This is a genomic window from Corynebacterium sp. LK33 (genome assembly GCF_014334955.1).
Classification (GTDB): Bacteria; Actinomycetota; Actinomycetes; order Mycobacteriales; family Mycobacteriaceae; genus Corynebacterium; species Corynebacterium jeikeium_D.
Genome location: NZ_PDGU01000022.1, coordinates 12,564 through 31,871 on the forward strand (window position 1 = coordinate 12,564; position 19,308 = coordinate 31,871).

14 protein-coding genes are annotated in these 19,308 nt (G+C 60.0%); 3 read left to right on the forward strand and 11 right to left on the reverse strand.

The genetic code is table 11. From position 1 onward, the window contains the following. Positions 1–14 precede the first annotated feature (14 nt). From CRD20_RS06400 to CRD20_RS06425, 6 genes are all read right to left on the reverse strand, one after another. Positions 15–437 (reverse strand): DUF2304 domain-containing protein, encoded by a 423-nt coding sequence (locus tag CRD20_RS06400; RefSeq protein WP_048732304.1) that lies wholly within the window; start codon positions 435–437, stop codon positions 15–17. Further along, positions 434–1,126, reverse strand: coding sequence for a glycosyltransferase family 2 protein (locus CRD20_RS06405; protein ID WP_016421953.1), 693 nt, complete (start codon positions 1,124–1,126; stop codon positions 434–436). The genes CRD20_RS06400 and CRD20_RS06405 overlap by 4 nt, the downstream gene beginning before the upstream one ends. A gap of 23 nt (positions 1,127–1,149) precedes the next feature. After that, positions 1,150–1,971 carry a glycosyltransferase gene (locus tag CRD20_RS06410; RefSeq protein WP_187405095.1) on the reverse strand — a complete coding sequence of 274 codons (822 nt, stop codon included), beginning with the start codon at positions 1,969–1,971 and terminating at the stop codon, positions 1,150–1,152. Between the two features lie 79 nt (positions 1,972–2,050). Then, complete coding sequence (locus tag CRD20_RS06415; RefSeq protein WP_187405096.1) at positions 2,051–3,406, reverse strand: lipopolysaccharide biosynthesis protein; 1,356 nt, start codon at positions 3,404–3,406, stop codon at positions 2,051–2,053. A gap of 18 nt (positions 3,407–3,424) precedes the next feature. Beyond that, on the reverse strand, positions 3,425–4,885 hold the full coding sequence (locus tag CRD20_RS06420; RefSeq protein WP_187405097.1) for a M1 family metallopeptidase: 1,461 nt from the start codon (positions 4,883–4,885) through the stop codon (positions 3,425–3,427). Between the two features lie 10 nt (positions 4,886–4,895). Continuing rightward, the gene (locus CRD20_RS06425; RefSeq protein ID WP_187405098.1) at positions 4,896–7,070 is read right to left on the reverse strand and encodes a prolyl oligopeptidase family protein; all 2,175 of its coding nucleotides are present in this window, start codon (positions 7,068–7,070) and stop codon (positions 4,896–4,898) included. A gap of 82 nt (positions 7,071–7,152) precedes the next feature. Between CRD20_RS06425 and lpdA the strand changes: the two genes are divergently transcribed. Further along, complete coding sequence (gene lpdA, locus CRD20_RS06430; protein WP_049189521.1) at positions 7,153–8,568, forward strand: dihydrolipoyl dehydrogenase; 1,416 nt, start codon at positions 7,153–7,155, stop codon at positions 8,566–8,568. Positions 8,569–8,808: 240 nt separating this feature from the next. Here the strand turns inward: lpdA and ramB are convergent, their stop codons facing one another. The 5 genes from ramB to aceA all read right to left on the reverse strand — a co-directional run bounded on the left by ramB (position 8,809) and on the right by aceA (position 15,080). After that, entirely contained in the window at positions 8,809–10,233 is a 1,425-nt protein-coding gene (gene ramB / locus CRD20_RS06435) for an acetate metabolism transcriptional regulator RamB (RefSeq protein ID WP_038629316.1), read from the reverse strand. Between the two features lie 93 nt (positions 10,234–10,326). Continuing rightward, positions 10,327–11,532 (reverse strand): Ig-like domain-containing protein, encoded by a 1,206-nt coding sequence (locus tag CRD20_RS06440; RefSeq protein WP_187405099.1) that lies wholly within the window; start codon positions 11,530–11,532, stop codon positions 10,327–10,329. 108 nt (positions 11,533–11,640) lie between these two features. Beyond that, complete coding sequence (locus tag CRD20_RS06445; RefSeq protein ID WP_187401363.1) at positions 11,641–12,492, reverse strand: hypothetical protein; 852 nt, start codon at positions 12,490–12,492, stop codon at positions 11,641–11,643. A 67-nt stretch (positions 12,493–12,559) separates the two neighbouring features. Next, positions 12,560–13,339: a hypothetical protein gene (locus tag CRD20_RS06450; RefSeq protein ID WP_152681234.1), complete on the reverse strand. Its 780-nt coding sequence runs from the start codon at positions 13,337–13,339 to the stop codon at positions 12,560–12,562. 448 nt (positions 13,340–13,787) lie between these two features. After that, positions 13,788–15,080 (reverse strand): isocitrate lyase, encoded by a 1,293-nt coding sequence (gene aceA, locus CRD20_RS06455; RefSeq protein WP_016421960.1) that lies wholly within the window; start codon positions 15,078–15,080, stop codon positions 13,788–13,790. Between the two features lie 1,016 nt (positions 15,081–16,096). Between aceA and CRD20_RS06460 the strand changes: the two genes are divergently transcribed. Together CRD20_RS06460 and CRD20_RS06465 are read left to right on the forward strand one after the other, a co-directional pair. Further along, a complete protein-coding gene (locus CRD20_RS06460; protein ID WP_048732321.1) occupies positions 16,097–18,307 on the forward strand; it encodes a malate synthase G in 2,211 nt (736 codons plus the stop codon). A 222-nt stretch (positions 18,308–18,529) separates the two neighbouring features. After that, complete coding sequence (locus CRD20_RS06465) at positions 18,530–19,303, forward strand: HAD family phosphatase (protein WP_187405100.1); 774 nt, start codon at positions 18,530–18,532, stop codon at positions 19,301–19,303. The last annotated feature ends 5 nt before the right edge of the window (positions 19,304–19,308 follow it).

The following is a 19,308-nucleotide window of genomic DNA, read 5'->3' on the forward strand; positions in this document are numbered from 1 at the left end:
GCTTAGCGTGCCGATTAGTCGGACGGAGCGTTGTTCTCGACCTTCGTCGCGCTGTCCTTTTGGCTGCTGTTCTGGCTGCCCGAAATCACAATTTCTTCTTCCGGACGCACAGCGGTCTTCAAAGCCACTGCACGAGCCAGTCGCGCGTAGCGTAGCTCCTGTTCGCGGAAGCGGATGTAGGACGACACCGTGGTAAACACAAACGCCAACACCAGTACGTAGAGCAGCAAATCGGTGCCCCGGGTCACACCGATCCAGTTGGCCACCACGGTCAGATCGTCGGGACGCACGATTGCCCACAGGCACGCGACGACGAAAAGGACGAATCCCAGCTTCACGCCCGCCTTGGCGCGCGCTTTACGACGGTTAGCGACGAAGTAAGCCACCAGGCCCACCATCGCCAGCAGCAAAATAATTTGAACGATGGATGCGGTCATGGCAGCCTCTTCGAAATCAGGGAGTCGGCAAGGATATTGACACCGTTGAACAAGGATTGCCCTTTGGACATGGAGTATTCCGTGTAGAGGATATCCACCGGCTGCTCAGCGGTACGCCAACCTCTGTTGTCCATGACCTCGACAAATTCGGAGGCATGGCTCATGCCGTTCATGCGCAGGTTCAGTTGCTCTGCCACCGTGCGGTTGAAGGCGCGCAGACCGTTGTGGGCGTCGGTAAGCCCGAGCCGGCGCGTGCGTGGTGACAACATGACCACCGTCTTGAGGACAATTCGCTTAATCAGCGGCACCTGGTCATCCTCGGCGCGAGGGCGGCCGAAACGGGTCCCCACAATGATGTCGATTGGTTCGCTGCGCAGTCGCTGCACCATGGCGACGACATCCTTGACCTGGTGCTGGCCATCGGCGTCGAAGGTGACAAAGTACTTCGAGCCAGCCTGCGCGCGAGCGTATTCCACACCGGTCTGGATAGCCGCCCCTTGACCCAAATTGACAGGGTGGTTGACCAGGTGAGCGCCAGCCCTGTGGATCTCCAGGCTGGAGTTATCCGAAGAGCCGTCGTTGACCGCGACAATGTTGGGGAAGGTCTCGCGAGCGTGCTCGAGAACCTCACGAATAACCTGGCCCTCGTTGTAGCACGGCACAATCAGCCAGGTGTCCGAGAAATCCATGTTGTCAGTCATCGTTCCGAAGCCTACCGCACAAACAATCGTCGATATGCGCGTGACATGAGCTGAGTTGGCAAAAGTCGGAAAAGTGTCCGCACCGCCAAGTTAAACACCGCCCGCGGCCTGGAAATCAGCCCCTCAGCTACCAGCGTGCGCTGGAGCTGACGTTCACCGCGGATGATGCCGCGCGAGGTTCGCCGCTCGAACATGCCGTCGGCGCGGAAGTACACCAGTGGCTCGGGCAGATTCTCAAACTTCGCGCCGGCGGCCATGAGGCGCACCCAGAGGTCGTAGTCCTCCATCAGACGGATGTCACGATACCCACCGACCTCACGCACCTTCGCCGTTCGCAGCATCGAGGAGGGGTTATTCACGGGTGAATTAATCTTGATATAACGCGCAATCTCGGCGTGCGTCTGCGGCAGAGTCCGCACGCGCACCACCTTGTCCGGCGTGCCCTCGAACTCCGCCATTGCACTGCCCAGCACATCCAACTCCGGATTAGCGGTCAGCACGTCCCACTGCTTTTCAAAGCGGTCCGCACGCGCAATATCGTCCGCATCCAGCCGCGCCACCCATGGCGTTTCCACCAACGGAAGACCCGCCTGCGAAGCCACTCCCGAGCCGCCATTTTCCGTACAACGCAGCACGGTCATCTCCGAATGCGCCTGCTCATGCTTGACGACGACCCGGTCGAGTTCCTGCCCGATCGGGCCATCGATGACCACGATGACGTGCGCGGCCGGACGCGTCTGGTTCCACAGCGACTGCAGCGCAGCATCGAGCTGGTCGGGGACGACGCGGTGGTAGACGGTCATGAGAACCGTGAGGTTAGTGATGGTGGACATGTGAGTCTCGAACCTTGGGAGTTGCAGGGGGATTTGGACAGTTTTTTTGGGGGGGGGACGGCATTGGATGCGGGTGGTGTTATTCCATCGCAAAAGCCTCCGATACGGCTGACCTGGCAGCACGTGGGGAAAGTTTGCGCAGCGCAAGCAGGTGAATGACAACACCTACTGCTGAGCCTACGGCGATAGCCGCGACCGTGCGTACCGACAGGTGCCCAGGGAGGAAAAGAATGGCAACGGCGATCGTGGTCGCAGCCAACCAACCGATCAGATACATATGGTGCTTTTCCACTGCCAAGGTGACCGAGCCGGTAATCATCAACATGGCGGTCAACGTCGCACCGAGTGTCAGCGCTGCGAGCACCGGCCCGGACACGCGATAGCTATCGTCCAGGATGAGAGTCATAATCCACGGGCCGATGAGCCATGCCAGGCCCGCCCCGAAGGTGCCGAAAGCAGCCAGCGCTCCCAACGGCTTGGCCAGCGCTGCCAGTACGCCCTCGGAGCGGTGCCGGACAAAGCTCACAATGATGGCGTTTTGGAACTTCTCCAAGGGCATGAGCAGCGGAGCGCGCGTCAGCGTTACGGCGTAGGCGATACCCGCAATGGTCACCGCTGCGGTGAAGTTGTTGGCATGCGGCGGGGTAAGCGATTCGGCGATCCCTGCGCCAGTGGTGACCGCTTCGCCGGCAATCTTGACGATTGTCGGAAAACCTGTGACCAGCACAGCAGATGCGCCGGATGCGCCCATGGCCGTGACCATGAGAGTGATGAAGCGGCGCACCGGGACGTCGGCACGCGCGAACATGACCGAGCGGGTTGCCGGGGAAAACAGCGCGAGAATAAGCCAACTGACAGTGCCGAAGACCGTGATAATCAGCCATGCCAGCAGGCCCCAGTCGAAGTACCAGGCGATGAGTGCCAGAGCCACGCGCACGAGAATGTCAATCATGATTAGCGCGGCGTAGGGGCCCCACAGTTGGCGGCCGCTGAGCAGACCCGAGGTGGTGGCCTGCATGGAGTACAGCGCCAGACCAAAAGCCATGAGCAGAATTGCAGTGCCGGCGTCATCCTGCACGACCAGTGGGGCCCACAGCGGACCCGTCACTGCCATGGTGACGAAAGTAACTGCGGCGACGCCCAGGGACACTGTGATGGGACGAGCACCGAGAGTTTGATCTGCTGCCGAGGCTCCTCGCCCCTGCCTCTGCTCCTGCTCTCGATCCCGATCCCGCGATTCCGCAGCGCCGATTGCGCGCGTGGTCTCCTGCATCAGCCCGCCGAGAACACCCGTGAGCGCGAAGAAAAGCCCCCAGAACGCCACGAACTGCAGGTTTACCGCATTGGGAAGTGCGCGGGCCGAGATAATCAGCACCGCGAAGCTGCCTATCGCTGCGACAATCGTGGCCAGCGACAACCATTTGAAACCGGACATTGACGTGCCTCTAGCTCTCTAGTCCTTGGCCTTCGAGTAGCCGAGCTTTTCAAACTGAGCGGCCAGTTCCTCGTCCACGATCGGAGCACCATTATCGTCGATGCCCTGGTCAGCAGGGGAACGCGTTGGGTCGGTGGGGAAGTCCGGCAAGGAGCTGCGTGACAGCCAGGAGTCAAAGATGACATCCAGGTGCGAGGTGGTGATGCCACGCTCGCGGCATACGCGGTTGGCCAGTGCGCGGAAGTCCACTGCATCGACCACACTGTGGCGGTTGGTGGTGGTCCACTTGCGCACCAGGTCGAAGAACACCTCGTCGCCCAGCAGCAGACGCAGAGCGTGCACAGTCAGCGCGCCGCGCTTGTACAGACGGTCGTCGAACATCAGCTTGGGCCCTGGGTTGGCGATGATGATGTCCTGATCATCTTCAAGCAGGTCCAGGTAGTGCTTGCGGGCGTGCACATCCGCGCTGGCACCGCCGCTGACCTCGGACCACACCCACTCGGAATAGCAGGCAAAACCCTCGTTGAGCCAGATATCGCGCCACTGCGAAATGCCGACGCTGTTGCCGAACCACTGGTGTGACAACTCGTGGGCAATCAGTCGATTCCACGTGTCCTTGCCGTCGGCGTGGTTGGCTCCGAAGATGGACAGACCCTGTGCCTCGATGGGGATCTCCAGGTCGTCTTCACAAATGACCACCTGGTAGGCGCGGAAGGGGTAAGGACCAAAGAGCTTGGCGAATTCATCGAGCATGCGGCCCTGATCGCGGAAGTCATGGCGGGCATTGGCCACCAACTCAGAGGGCACCCAGGCCACTACGGTCGAGGTCTGGCACGGCAGCTCGACCTTCTTAAACTGGCCGACATTGATGGTGGCCAGGTAGGAGGCCATGGGCTCCTCGGTGACAAACCGCCAGCGGCGGCGCGATCCGCCCACGTTCACCGGAGCGTCGGCAAGCCCTGGTGCGACGACCTCGTAGGGAGCGTCGGTGACCATCGTGAACTCGTAGAATGCCTTGACCTCGGGATCGTCATCGCAGGGGTACCACGACGCCGCGCCCACCGGCTGCGATGCCACGAGCGCACCGTTTTCCAGTTCCTCCCAGCCAATTTCGCCCCACTTCGAGCGCACCGGACGTGGCGTGCCCGAGTAAGTGACAATCAACCGCAGCGTCTCGTCGGGAGCTAGCTCGCGGTCGAAGGTGACTCGCAGCTTACGACCCGAATGGCGCCAACGCTTCACATCGATTGAGTGTGCCTGCGAATCGGAAATCGCATCCACCGAATCGGCCCCCAGCGCATCCGCAAAGTCGAGCGTGATGTGCGAGGTCCAGGCGTTGATCTCGATATGCAGAGTCGCCGTCGCCTTCAGACGATTCGGCCCGACCCAATAGTCGAGGTCCAGCTCGTATTTGTTCACCCGGAAACCCAGGTTGAACGCGATACCGGTATATGGATTAGTGAAATCAGCGCTACTCACGGCTGTTACCTTACTTGAGCTTGTTCCACAGCCACGTAGATATGAGCGCCTCGACGAACGCGACCTGCGAATTATCCGCTGCGCCCGCGTGCCCGCCCTCTGTGTTTTCGTGATAGTCCACCGGCTGTCCCGCCTCTTCCAGCAGCCACGCCAGGCTCCGCGCATGCGCCGGGTGGACACGGTCGTCCCTGGTGGAAGTCGTAATCAACGCCGGTGGGTAGGCGCGCTGCTCTCGCTTGACGACGCGCTGGACCGGCGAATACTGCGCAATCGCAGCCCGCTCGGTGGGGTCGTCCGGGTTTCCATACTCGGCCATCCACGAGGCTCCCGCGGACAGCCTGTGATAGCGCATCATGTCCGCCAGCGGCACCTGGGACACCACTGCGCCTACCAACTCCGGGTAGGAGGTGAGGCAGACAGCGGTTAGCAACCCGCCGTTGGAGCCGCCACGTACGCCCAGCTGCTCGCGGGTGCAGTAGCCACGTCCAACAAGGTCGCGCAGCACGGCCTGATGATCCTCATAGACCCTCATCCGCTCAGTCTTGACCACCGAGGAGTGCCAGGTCGGACCGAATTCGCCACCGCCACGCAGGTTGGCCTCCACGAAGTAACCGCCGCGCTCGAGCCAGGTCAGGCCACGAATCGCCGAGTACTGCGGGACCAGCGAGACCTCGAAACCGCCGTAGGCGTGCACGAGGGTTGGGGCTGGGTTCGGAGTGGGTGCGTCTGTGGTTGTCTCCGCGCCTGTGCCATCACCTGTATCAGCGCCCGCCTCCGCGCCGAAGCGGCCGGTGATGCGATACGGAATGCGCGTGCCATCGGCCGAGGTCGCCCAGTGCTGGCGTGTCTCCAACCCCTCACTGTCGAAGAGCGCCGGAGCACGCCGCACTTCCGTGAGCGGGCTGCCGACTTGCCCGTACCAGAGGGTTGCCGGCTGCGTTGCCGAGGTCGACACCAACCAGATCTCATCATCGCGTTCAGAGGCCGTATCAATCACGCTCACAGTGGCCTGCGCAGGTAACTCGCCGAAGGCCTCCACCGGCTCCCATGAGCCCTCCCGCAAGACAACCACCTTCGTCGCGACATCCTCCAACAGCGTCAGCACCAGGAAGTTCTTCGTCCACGCGAGCTGCTGGAACGACGTGTGCGCATCCGGGGTGAAAATCACCTCCACCTCACGCGAGCCTGCCAGCCACTTTTCTAGCTCCACAACAGCCACGCCACCAGCCGGAATGCCGTTGAAGTCCGTGCGCGGCATCAGCACCAGCCACTGCCTATGGACACTCGTCCGGCAGTCCTGCGGCACCTCCAGAATCTGCAGCGAAAAGTCCCCATTCTGCTGCGCCGCCAACTTGCCCGAACGCTCCGCTGCCACGAACCGCTGCGAATTATAAAAATCATGCGCACGCTCGACAAACAGCCGCTCGAAACCCTCCGTCGCGTCGAACCAGCCGCCCACGGCCACATCATCACTGTGGCCCGAGAAAATCACATCCGCGCTTGACGACGGCATGCCGCGCCGCCACCTACGTACCTGCCGAGGGTAGCCCGAATCCGTCAGTGACCCGGGACCAAAATCACTGCCAACGAGAATCTCGTCACGGCCCAACCAACAGACATCGGACTTCGCCTCCGGGAGGTAGAACGGCTCATCCTTGACAAAAGTGCAGTTGACGAGGTTAAACTCCCGCACCACGGTGGCATCGGCGCCGCCGCGAGAGAGCAGAATTAACGCGCGGTCATACTCCGGATAACGGCACACCGTGCCCTTCCAGACCCAGTTTTCTCCTTCGGCTTTCGCCAGCTCATCGAGGTCAATCAGCACTTCCCACTCGGTCGCCTGCGGATCTTCCTGGCCAGCCAGATAGCTCTGCAACGAGGTGCGCCGCCACAGACCCCGCGGATGCTCGGCATCCCGCCAGAAGTTATAGAGGTACTCGCCGCGCCGCACCGGGTATGCGATCCGGGCATCGGTGTTGAGCGCAGTCAGGATGCGTTGTTCCAGGTTGGTGCGGTCGCTGGTGTCGTCGGCAAGCGAATCGACGCCTGCGACGCTGGCCTCCGACTGCGCGCGAGCCCACGCCAGCGCCTGGGAGCCGTCGATATCGTCCAGCCAATCGGGGACAAGGTCAGTGGAGAGGAAGGAGAAATTGTTGCCCAAGTCGGTGTCCGTGTCGGTGCCCATGTCCACCACCGTAGCCGACCGCAGTAGGTAAAACCGGGACTCGCACGTGAAGTAAAGGCAAGTCGTGCGTAGACTTATGCACGTGGCTGAACATTTTGATCTTGTAGTACTCGGCGGCGGTCCTGGCGGATACGTCGCAGCAATCCGTGCATCCCAGCTGGGTCTGAAGACTGCTGTGGTGGAGAAGCAATACTGGGGCGGTGTCTGCCTCAATGTTGGCTGTATTCCATCCAAGTCTCTGTTGAAGAACGCCGAGGTGGCGCACATTTTCAACCATGAGGCTAAGACCTTCGGTATCTCCGGCGATGTCTCCTTTGACTTCGGTGCCGCACACGCGCGTTCGCGCAAGGTGTCCGCGGGCATCGTCAAGGGTGTTCATTTCCTGATGAAGAAGAACAAGATCACCGAAATCAACGGTTTCGGTGAATTCACTGGCCCGACCTCCATGGCCATCACTGATGGCGATGACAAGGGCAAGGAAATTACCTTCGACAAGGCGATTATTGCAACCGGCTCTGTCGTCCGTTCCCTGCCGGGCGTTGAGGTCGGCGGCAACATCGTTTCCTACGAAGAGCAGATTCTCTCCGACGAGCTGCCGGACTCCATGGTTATCGTCGGCGCTGGCGCCATCGGTATGGAGTTCGCATACGTCTTGGCCAACTACGGCGTGGACGTCACCATCGTCGAGTTCATGGACAACGTTCTGCCGAACGAGGACGCAGACGTCTCCAAGGTTATTGCCAAGGAATACAAGAAGCTGGGCGTCAAGCTCATGACCGGGCACAAGACCACCTCCATCGTGGACAATGGTGACTCGGTTGAGGTCAAGGTCGAGGCCAAGGATGGTGGCGACGAGCAGACTCTGACCGTCGACCGCGTTATGGTCTCCATCGGCTTCGCACCGCGCACCGAGGGCATCGGCCTGGACAAGGCCGGTGTTGAGCTGGGCGAGCGCGGCGAGATTGTCATCGATGAGTACATGCGCACCAACGTCGACAACATCTACGCCATCGGTGACGTCACCATGAAGCTGCAGCTGGCACACGTCGCTGAGGCACAGGGCGTTATCGCAGCTGAGCACATGGCGGGTCACGAGACCGAGACCATCCCGGACTACAACATGATGCCGCGCGCAACCTTCTGTAACCCGCAGGTTGGTTCCTTCGGTAAGACCGAGGCGCAGGCCAAGAAGTGGGCAGAGGAGAACGGTCGCGAGATTAAGGTCTCCACCTTCCCGTTCTCTGCAAACGGTAAGGCCCAGGGTCTGGCGGAGCCGGCTGGTTTCGTGAAGCTCATTGCAGATGCCGAATACGGCGAGCTGCTGGGTGGCCATATGGTGGGTGCCAACGTTTCCGAGCTCATGCCGCAGCTGGTTCTGGCTGAGAAGTACGAGCTGACCACTGAGGAAATCGGCCGCGCCGTCCACATTCACCCGACCATGTCCGAGGCTATGAAGGAAGCAGCTGAGGGCGTTATGGGCAAGATGATCAACCTGTAAGAGGTTGTGGCTTTGGCCTGGGGCCAGTTTTCGCTGGTCCTGGCTCTCACTGGGCTGGTCCCGGTTCAGGCAAATACGAGTTAGTGCTTAAGTTTATGACAGTTTGACCGTGAAAATCGGTGCGAAAGTGTCATAAACTTAAGCACTTTCTTTTTGGGGTCTTCCTTTTTTTGGGGGGGGGCATCCTGCGCGAACCAAGCCCCCGCAAACAGGCCGACCCTGCGCCCGTCGTAAAGCGAACTAGTACGGCGAGACGGTGGAGCGGTGCATGTTGATGTCGATGTCGCGATGGATCGGCGGGAACGCGCGCTGCGGACAGGCCTCGCGGGAGCAGACCCTGCAGCCGGCACCGATTGGAGTTGCGGCGTCGAGGTCCGCGAGATCGAGACCATCGGCGTACACGGTGCGCTCAGCGTGACGGGCCTCGCAGCCCAAACCGATGGCGAAAACCTTACCTGGCTTGCCGAAACGTGCCGCGTGATGCTCCACGGTCCGCGAGATCCACATGTACGGCCGACCATCCGGCATGAGCGCGACCTGCCGCATGACCTTGCCGGGGTAGGAGAAGGTCTCGTAGACGTTCCACAGCGGGCAGGTACCGCCCGAATGCGTGAAGTGGAAGCCCGTAGCGGATTGGCGTTTGGACATGTTACCCGCGCGGTCGACGCGCACGAATGTCCACGGGATGCCGCGCAAGCTGGGGCGTTGCATCGTGGACAATCGGTGGCAGATGGTCTCGTAGCCGACGCCGTAAGTGCGCGACAACAGCTCGATGTCGTAGCGTTTCGACTCAGCCATCGCATGGAACGACTCATACGGCAGAATCAGCGCCGCCGCGTAGTACGTCGCGACTCCGCGCTGCGCCAGCTTCCGCGACTCCTCCGACATGAAATGCCCGGACGCGACGGCCTCGGAAATGGTCTCGCCCTGCTCCAAAAACCCCAGCTCCGTGGCCATGCGGAAGGCCCGCTGCCCCGGCGAGAGGTGCCGCGCGAGGTAGAGCGTCTTTGTCCGCCGATCAAGGCTGTGCTGCACATCGCCTAACGACGATTCCAGCGCAATCCGAATCCCATGGTCGTTGGACAGCCTGTCGGCCAGCACAGAGACCACATCGGTGGTCTCGTCGGTGATGCGCAGCTCGCGGGCCAGCTCCTCAGCGGCGGTGTCGACCGAAGCGATGTAGTTCTGGCGGGCGTAGAAGTAGTCGCGGACCTCCTCATGTGGCATGGTCAGCGCCTGTGAGCCGGAGGCGGTGTCGGTGCTGTTGCCGAAGTTGCGCTCCTCGGTGGCCAGGGAGAGTTTGTCGGTGACGTTGCGGTAGCGGCGGTGGATGTCCACCATGATGCGGGCGATGTCGGGATGGTCGCGAACCATTTCCGAGATCTCCTGCAGATCCATGGGGGACTTAGCGATCTCCTTGTCCATCACCACGTCCTGAACCTCAGCGAGGAGACGGGAGTCGTCATCGCGGGAGAAGAAAGTCGCGTCAACGCCGAATGTGTCCGTGATACGAAGCAGAACAGGAACGGTCAGCGGGCGGACGTCGTGCTCAATCTGGTTGACGTAACTAGCCGAGAGGCCCAACGCCTGCGCGAGCGCAGCCTGGCTGAGGTCGCGTTCGCGGCGCAGCTGGCGGAGACGGGATCCGACATAGGTTTTCGACATACTGCCCAGCATATCGCGGGCTTTGCTGAACTTGTGTAGAAAACCGTTGCAACCTTTGCTTACGTGTGTAGGTGCTGAGGTTCTCGGGCACGCTTAGTTGCCGGAGGTCGGAAACTCGAACTTCGGCAGGCCAGGCGAGCTCAAGGAATCAAAGAAGCTAGGTTGTGTATTGACCAGCATCTGGCGTGGTTCCGACTTTGCGTCACCTCGGGCTGCGGTGACGGTGACAGTGCCCGGGATAGACGGAAGGAATCCGAGATTGCATGAGAATGCTCCCTCATCATTGGTCTTGGCTACGCAGCGGGTACCACCTGGGCCCAGGGCTTCGATAGTGGTGCCCGGCTCAGCTTTTCCGCTGATGACTGTTTGTGCCTTGGCAAAAGCGTTGGCGGGTTCGGCCTTTAGCTCCGAGGGAGCCTCGGGCGGGGCGACGGTAACGGTGATGGACCTGGCGGCCGAGCTGCTGCCGAGGATCTCAGCGGAGTCCTCGAGGACTGCCTTGACTTCGAAGTTTCCGGTGTTGGTTGGGGTCCAATCGCACGTGGCTGTGCCGGTGATGGCAGCGATATCGGCAGTGCAGAGGGTGCGGCTGCCACTGACGAAGCTCACCTTCTTACCTGCCAGGGAAGGAGCGTCCACGCCGTCGTTTGCACTGGCAGTAACCTTTGCTTTCAAGGTGAGCGGGCGATCCACCACTGCTGTGTCCGGAGTGTCAACCAGCTCTACGGACGTGCGGACGCGGTTAGCGTCGACAACGGTAATTCCTGGGCCGCCATTGAACTTGTCACTGCCGTAGGTCTTTGAGCTCAGAAAGCTTCCGTACTTGTAGTAAAACCCAGAAGTGAGTTCCTTGCCCTGTGCGCATGCGTCACTCACCTTGTACTGCAGAGTAAACGTGTGCGGGGCGTCCTTGTTAAAGGTCCAGTAGCCGGAGGCATCATTGGACCTGATGGCGGTGGCACCTGGCGTAGCAGTCACTTTGTCCTCGGGGAGTGTGATTGCGGAAGCGTTGCCGATCTGGAGTGTTGCAGAACCCGACTGGTACTCGAGGCAGGAGTCTACGTTGTTCTTCCAATCGTAGATGTAGTCATTTCCAGAGGTTGTGGTGAAGGTTTGGGCGTAGGTGATGATTTCACCTGGAGCCGGTGTCGTGTTGCTGACAGTGCGGCTGTAAATGGATTGGCTGTCGGTATGGGTCGCAGTTGCGCTGTCTGCCATAGCAGCCGGAGCAGACAAGAGGGCAAATGCGGAGGCACAGGCTACTGCCGTGGTGATGCGCAGGGTCTTGCGAGAGGTCATGGCATTGCTTTCTATCGAAAGGGTCGTACGTCTGTCCGCTGAGCGGTCACTCAAGGACAGCTACCTGGAGAAGGGACCGGGAGATCTGAGGAGACCCGGGCAGCGGAATTACTCTGAGGCCTCGGCCTCGGTACCGGCAGTTTCTGCTGCCGGTACTGTTTCGGGGTTATCAGGGGCCTGTGAGCCTGGGCTCTGGAAGCCCGGGCTCTGTGGCGATGGCAGGCCTGGGGAGCCGAAGAATGCGCTGCCTGGTGTGCGAGTTCCCTCCTCGTAGCCGGTGAAAGCGTATGCGGCATTACTCTCATCGGTGCACATGATGAAGGCGGCAGCATCGAAATCCGTGCGCGGACCTGAGCTCGGGTTGTTCAGATAGACGGAGAAGTCGTGAGATGCACCAGGCTCAATGGTGAACGCGTCAATCAGACCTGCGTGACCCTTCACACGCTCAGTGGAGTAGTCCTTTGCAATCTGGTTGCGCTGGGCATTCGGGTCGCCAAGCAGTCCACCGAGTCCCTGTAGGAGCGGTCCGAGCATTCCCAGGTCCAGCTGTCCCAGTGGAATGTTGCCAATGATGGGGATGCCACCGATCTGGATTGGCACCTTGGGCAGTTCGCGGAAGGTGTTCTTGCGGTAATAATCCTCAGACTCCGCCACCAGCTTTGACGTGGTGACGTCGCCTGCGACCTTGCCGGAGCCACGTGGGCCAGCACAGGTGAACTTCTTATCTGAGGTGTTGGTGACCTTTCCGGAAATTTCAGTTGCGGCAGCATCAGCTGCATCCACGGTAACGGTCAGCAGCTTCGTGTCAGTGTGCACGACAATCGAGGATTGATCCGCGCCGGGCACGACATTGCTGTGGGTATCTGCAAGAGCGGGAGTGGTGGAAAGCAGAGTAACGGTGGCGGCTAGAGCCACTGCAGGAGTGGCGGCCTTAGCTACACGAGACAGAGAGAAAGTCATGGAATCCAGGTCCTTAGAGGCGAAGGGATAAGGGGCCGGGGAGGGGGCGTCGTAAAGCGGTGGTTTACTACGACATCTTTAGTGAGGGAGACGGGAGGCCAGGCGAGCCGAGTGAACCGCCGAAGCCGCCGACCCTGGGAGCCTTGCCGGATTCGTAGCCCGCGAAGACGTACTGCTGCTTATGCGGATTATCGTTGTCCGTGCAGTAGACGAGAGCGGCGGCCTCGAAATCTGTTCGCTCGCCAGAACCTGGCTTATTCAGAACGACTTCGTGAGTGGAAGTGTCGAAAGGCTTGAGCTCGAAGACGGGAATCTCGCCAGTATGGCCGGCCAACTTTGCCTGCTCCCAGGCGCGGAAAAGCTGCGCGCGAGTGTTCAGCTGCTTGCCCAGGGCGGAGCCCAGCAGCCCGTCCGGAACAAATTCCAACAGTCCGTTGGTGGGGATGACACCCAGGAGAGGTACATTGATGCCATCGGAAGGGACATTTGGCCAGGTGCGGTAGTAATCCACAGCCTGCGCGACGATTTCGGCTTCAGTCACCGTGTTAGGCAGTTGAGCTGGCTTCTTCGCATCGGTAGAAACACCCGGAGCGAAACAGGAGAAGTTGCTGTCGTAGTTGTTCTTAATTTCGACGGTGACGGTGTCTTCACCCTTGTTTTCCCCGACATTGACCTGGATTCGTGGGCTGTCGGTGACGACAACGTTGCCGTCAGACGATGCGCCGGGCAGAAGGCTGTTCATATCCTGCGCCGAGGCTACGGAGGCGGATCCGAAAACTACGGCAGTAGCTACTGCAATGACAGTGGCGGGCCTGACTGAGTTCTTGGGGGAAAGCGTACTGGACATGCGTGAGAAGAGTCCGGATTTCATAAACGTATCTTTCGTGGAGAAGTGAATATTCCCCGTGGCAACCACGCGCAACTGAAATCCCGAAGGGTTGGCGAGGAAGGATTGAAAAGCTCCGAAAACTATCCACGGGGGCATGGGATACGCACAGGAAGCTGTACCCATGACCACAAAGGGTGATACGGATGTTACCAGCGTGACTACTGTGACACATGTTGTAAAAATGCCACGGGGGTAACCACATTAATCCAGGTGGGAAGGCATTTATGAAATCAGATGCATTGCGGTGTAGCTGGCAATAGTCAAGCTCGTTGAAAGGTTGCATGCTTCACGACGGCCCGGAGTCGACATGTCGATGAACACACAAAAACACCCAGCGAGGGCTGCAAGTGCAACCCTCGCTGGGTGTTGAAGTTAGGCCCTTGACCTAAGCCCTAAGCCGAGTGACTTAGAACTGACCCTCCTCAGTGGAGCCCTTCAGGGCGGTGGTGGAGGAGTTCGGGTCGACGGTGGTGGCGATGCGGTCGAAGTAGCCAGCGCCAACCTCGCGCTGGTGCTTGACAGCGGTGAAGCCGCGCTTCTCGGCAGCCTCGAACTCGCGGTTCTGCAGGTCGACGAATGCGGACATCTGCTCGCGAGCGTAGCCGTAAGCCAGGTCGAACATGCCGTAGTTCAGGGCGTGGAAGCCAGCCAGGGTGATGAACTGGAACTTGAAGCCCATCTTGCCCAGCTCGTTCTGGAACTTGGCGATCTCGTCCTTCTCGAGGTGAGCGGACCAGTTGAAGGACGGGGAGCAGTTGTAAGCCAGGAGCTGGTCCGGGTACTCAGCCTTGACGCCCTCAGCGAACTTCTTAGCCAGCTCGAGGTCCGGAGTACCGGTCTCCATCCAGATCATGTCAGCGTACGGAGCGTAGGACTTTGCACGCTCGATGCACGGCTCCAGGCCGTTCTGGACGTGGTAGAAGCCCTCGGAGGTGCGGTCACCGGTGATGAACTTCTGGTCGCGCTCATCAACATCGGAGGTGATGAGGGTAGCGGCCTCAGCGTCGGTGCGGGCGATGATGACGGTCGGGGTGTTGGAGACGTCAGCAGCCAGGCGAGCAGAGGTCAGGGTGCGGATGTGCTGCTGGGTCGGGATCAGGACCTTGCCGCCCAGGTGACCACACTTCTTCTCAGAAGCGAGCTGGTCCTCCCAGTGGGTACCAGCGGCACCAGCGTTGATCATAGCCTTCTGCAGCTCGTAGACGTTCAGAGCGCCACCGAAGCCAGCCTCACCGTCAGCGACGATCGGCAGCAGCCAGTTGTCGACGGAGTCGTCGCCCTCGATACGAGCGATCTCGTCTGCGCGGAGCAGAGCGTTGTTGATGCGGCGAACGACGTTCGGCACGGAGTTAGCCGGGTACAGGGACTGGTCCGGGTAGGTGTGGCCGGAGAGGTTAGCGTCACCAGCAACCTGCCAACCGGAGAGGTAGACAGCCTTCAGGCCAGCGCGAGCCTGCTGAACGGCCATGTTACCGGTCAGTGCGCCCAGAGCGTTGATGTAGGAGTCGTCCTTAACGTTGACGCCTTCCCACAGGATCTCAGCGCCGCGGCGAGCGAGGGTGTTCTCCTCGACGACGGAGCCCTGGAGCTCAGCAACCTGCTCAGCGGTGTAGTCGCGGGTGATACCTTCCCAGCGCGGGTTCTCGTCCCAATCCTTCTGGATTTCGGCGGCGGTACGTGCCTTACCAACGTTAGACATAAACGGAGTCACTTCCTTTTGCTTGCTTTTTGAACTCCGGGTGCTGACTTAAGAACAATTCCGACAGAACCGATCTACAGGCTGACCCGATAGTGACCGCGGTGTCACGTGAATGCAGGGGGCGCTAGCAAAGTGCTGTACCCCTGCACGCAAACACGCGAACAAAAACAATGTCCGCTTCCGCGTGCCATGTCTCACATTTTGGGGCATAGCGCTACGTTCGTCAAGCAGCTTCCGATGTGAATTCAAGTATGTAATACGGATAACACTTGTGAAGATTGCAAACATTGTGATGTGTAGCTTGGCTTTAACAATTTTCGCCTGTGACCGGCCGGTACATTTGTACTGTTATTTCCCTATGGCGGGCTCGCGAATAATGTTCCCCCCGCTTTGGGGTGATTTATATTTTGGTATTTATCAAAGCTGGCCGTTAACAGTGTTTGGAGTTTAGGGGGTGTTTCGCTACCCCCGAAATTACGGCCGTAAAGGTGGAAACGGGCTTCTAAATACACTGCCGTTACACCGTCAGTACCCCGCCGGAGCATCCCTGGGTAGTGGCCAGGGTCTCGGTTGTCATCTCGCTTTTATGGTCTGGTTTGAAGGCGGAGGCTGTAGCGACGTGATTGGTCGCTGGCCGTTGATACGCAGGTCGCAATAGTAAATGTCTGTGAGGCGCGACACTTTCCCATTGTGTGTGGTGTTCTGTGGCTGGAGGAAAGAGTGCCGGGGATGCTGCAGTCAATGCGGGTGGGGGAGGGCTGGTTGTGGCGTCAGGATTGAATGCCCGAATGGTCATTGGGGAGGGGTGGGGTCTGTTCGCAGGGTGCTCGTCGTAAAGCGAATGAAATGGCAAATGTGAGCGGCGCTATACCGGGCTGGCGGTTGGCGGTTATGGAAAAAGACGGTTCATAAGTGCGCCGAATCACATACAGTAGGGGAACAACGCATCCAGTGTGAGCCGCTGACGTGGCCATGGCTGGATGGGCAAATTGCAATCAATAGTTTTGAGGAGAGCAATGGCACAGCGTATTTCGGCAGGTGGAATGCAGGTCGCGAAGGTTCTTTACGACTTCGTTAATGACACCGCACTCCCCGCCGCCGGCATTGAGGACAAGGACGCGTTCTGGAACGGCTTCGGTGACATTGTCGCTAAGTACACTCCGCGCAACCGCGAGCTGCTGGCCAAGCGCGATGAGCTGCAGGAAAAGCTCGACGCTTGGTACAAGGAACACCCGGGCGAGCAGAATCAGGATGAGTACGTCGCATTCCTGAAGGAAATTGGCTACCTCGTTGACAACCCGGGTGACTTCCAGGTCACCACCGCTAACGTCGACACCGAGATCACTTCCACGGCTGGCCCGCAGCTGGTTGTGCCGGTTCTCAACGCCCGTTTCGCCATCAACGCTGCGAACGCACGCTGGGGCTCGCTTTACGACGCGCTGTACGGCACCAACGCTATTCCTGAAGATGGCGGTGCGGAGAAGGACACCCCGGGCTACAACAAGGTCCGCGGTGACCGCGTTATCGCATGGGGTCGTAACTTCCTGGACAAGGCTCTGCCGCTGGTCGACGGTTCCCACGCGGACGTCACCTCTTACGACATCGTCGACGGTCACCTGCAGGCAACCCTGGAAGGTGGCGCTACCTCCGGTCTGCGCGAGCCGGAGACCCTGGTCGGCTACACCGGTGACAAGGACGCACCGGAGTCCATTTACTTCAAGCACAACGGTCTGCACATCCAGCTGCTGATTGACCCGGAGTCCCCGGTTGGCAAGACCGACAAGGCTGGCGTCAAGGACATCATCCTGGAAGCCGCTGTCACCAACATCATGGACCTCGAGGACTCTGTCGCCGCAGTTGACGCTGCTGACAAGACCCTGGGTTACACCAACTGGCTGGGCCTGAACGTCGGTGACCTCGCAGTCGAGTTCACGCGTGGCGGCAAGAAGCTGTCCCGTACCATCAACGACGACCGCACCTACACCGCTCTTGACGGTTCCGAGGTCACCCTGCACGGTCGTTCCCTGAACCTGGTCCGTAACGTCGGCCACCTGATGCAGAACCCGGCCATCCTCGACCGCGACGGCGAGGAGATTTTCGAGGGCATCATGGATGCCGTCGTCACCGCTGTGTGTGCAATCCCGGGCCTGGACCAGGACAACGCACGTAAGAACTCCCGTACCGGTTCGATCTACATCGTGAAGCCGAAGCAGCACGGCCCGGATGAGGCTGCATTCACCAACGAGCTGTTCGCAGACGTTGAGAAGCTGCTGGGTCTTCCGCACAACACCCTGAAGGTCGGCCTGATGGACGAGGAGCGTCGTACCTCCGTCAACCTGGACGCCGCCATCAAGGCTGTTTCCGAGCGTGTCGTCTTCATTAACACCGGCTTCATGGACCGCACTGGTGATGAGATCCACACCTCCATCCAGGCTGGTCCGATGTTCCGCAAGGCTGTTCAGAAGACCGCTCCGTGGATGCTGGCTTACGAGGACAACAACGTCGACTCCGGTCTGGCACACGGCCTGCAGGGCAAGGCTCAGATTGGTAAGGGCATGTGGGCCATGACCGAGCAGATGGCCGAGCTGCTGGAGCAGAAGATCGGTCAGCCGAAGCAGGGTGCTTCCACCGCGTGGGTTCCGTCCCCGACCGGTGGTGTCCTGCACGCTACCCACTACCACGAGGTTGACGTCTTCGGCGTTCAGGACAAGCTGCTTACCGACGGTCGCCGCGACACCTTCGGTGATCTGCTCACCATCCCGGTAGCGGCAGCTAAGGCTGGCGAGCCGGGCGCTGACTGGTCCGATGAGGACAAGGCCAACGAGCTGGATAACAACTGCCAGTCCATCCTGGGCTACGTTATCCGCTGGGTTGAGCAGGGTGTTGGCTGCTCCAAGGTGCCGGACATCAACGATGTTGACCTGATGGAGGACCGCGCTACCCTGCGTATTTCCTCCCAGACTCTGGCTAACTGGCTGCTGCACGGTGTTGTCACCGAGGAGCAGATCATCGATTCGCTGGAGCGCATGGCCGAGGTCGTTGACCGCCAGAACGAGGGCGATGAGGCATACCTGCCGATGGCTCCGGACTTCGACAAGTCCATTGGTTTCCAGGCTGCCAAGGAGCTCATCCTCGATGGTGTGAACCAGCCGTCCGGTTACACCGAGCCGATCCTGCACCGCCGTCGCCTGGAGTTCAAGAAGCGCGAGGGCATCGACCAGGATTAATTCTTGGTCGGGCTGCGGCTGCCGAGCCTGAAATAACAAAATAGATATCCATACTGCCGGCGCGCATGCGCGCCGGCAGTTTTGTTTTTGGGGAAGCGCACCATGATTCTCAGATTCGAGATACCCGGGTTCACAAGCGGGGTAGGGGCAACGTTGCTAGCGTTGATTGGGAAGTTAATTGAGAAAATGCAGTCTGCAACGTCCAAGGAGCTGCGACCCCCCATGACTAATTCCACGACCGATAGTGCTATCAACCTCGCCAAGGCCAAAGAATTCCTCCATAGCGCGGGCGCAATCCTCTTTGACCTCGACGGAGTGATTACCCCTACCGCCGATGTGCACGAGCAGGCGTGGGCGGACATGTTTAGCGACTACTTCGAGCACAAGGGCGTCTCGGCCTACACAGAGGATGACTACTTCACCTACCTCGATGGCCGCCGCCGCGATGAGGGCATCGCAGCAATCCTGGAATCTCGCGGCATTTCGCTGCCACACGGTAGCGATGAGGACACAGCGAAAGACGAGACGATTGTGGGACTCGGGAAGCGCAAGAATGATGACTTCCTGGCGCGAGTCGAGAGGGGAATTGAGGCCTACCCGGGGTCGGTTGCGCTGCTCGACGAGTTACAGGGCGCGGGGGACTCGTCGGCAAGCGAAAAACCGCAGTTGGCGGTGGTTAGCTCGTCGAAGAACGCGGTGCCGGTGCTGACGGCCGCTGGGCTGCGTGAGCGGTTCGTGGAGATCGTTGACGGCGTGGTGGCGCATGAGAACAACCTGCCGGGTAAGCCAGCCGCCGATACTTTCGTGTACGCGGCGAAGAATCTGGGGGTGGCGCCGCGCGATGCTGTGGTGGTCGAGGATGCCATCAGTGGTGTGCAAGCGGGTGCAGCCGGCGCATTTGGTCTGGTCATTGGTGTTGACCGAGGTGCTGGCGCAGAAGCGCTGCGCAGAGCGGGCGCCGACATTGTGGTCAGTGACTTGGCGGAACTCGTCTAGGCTGG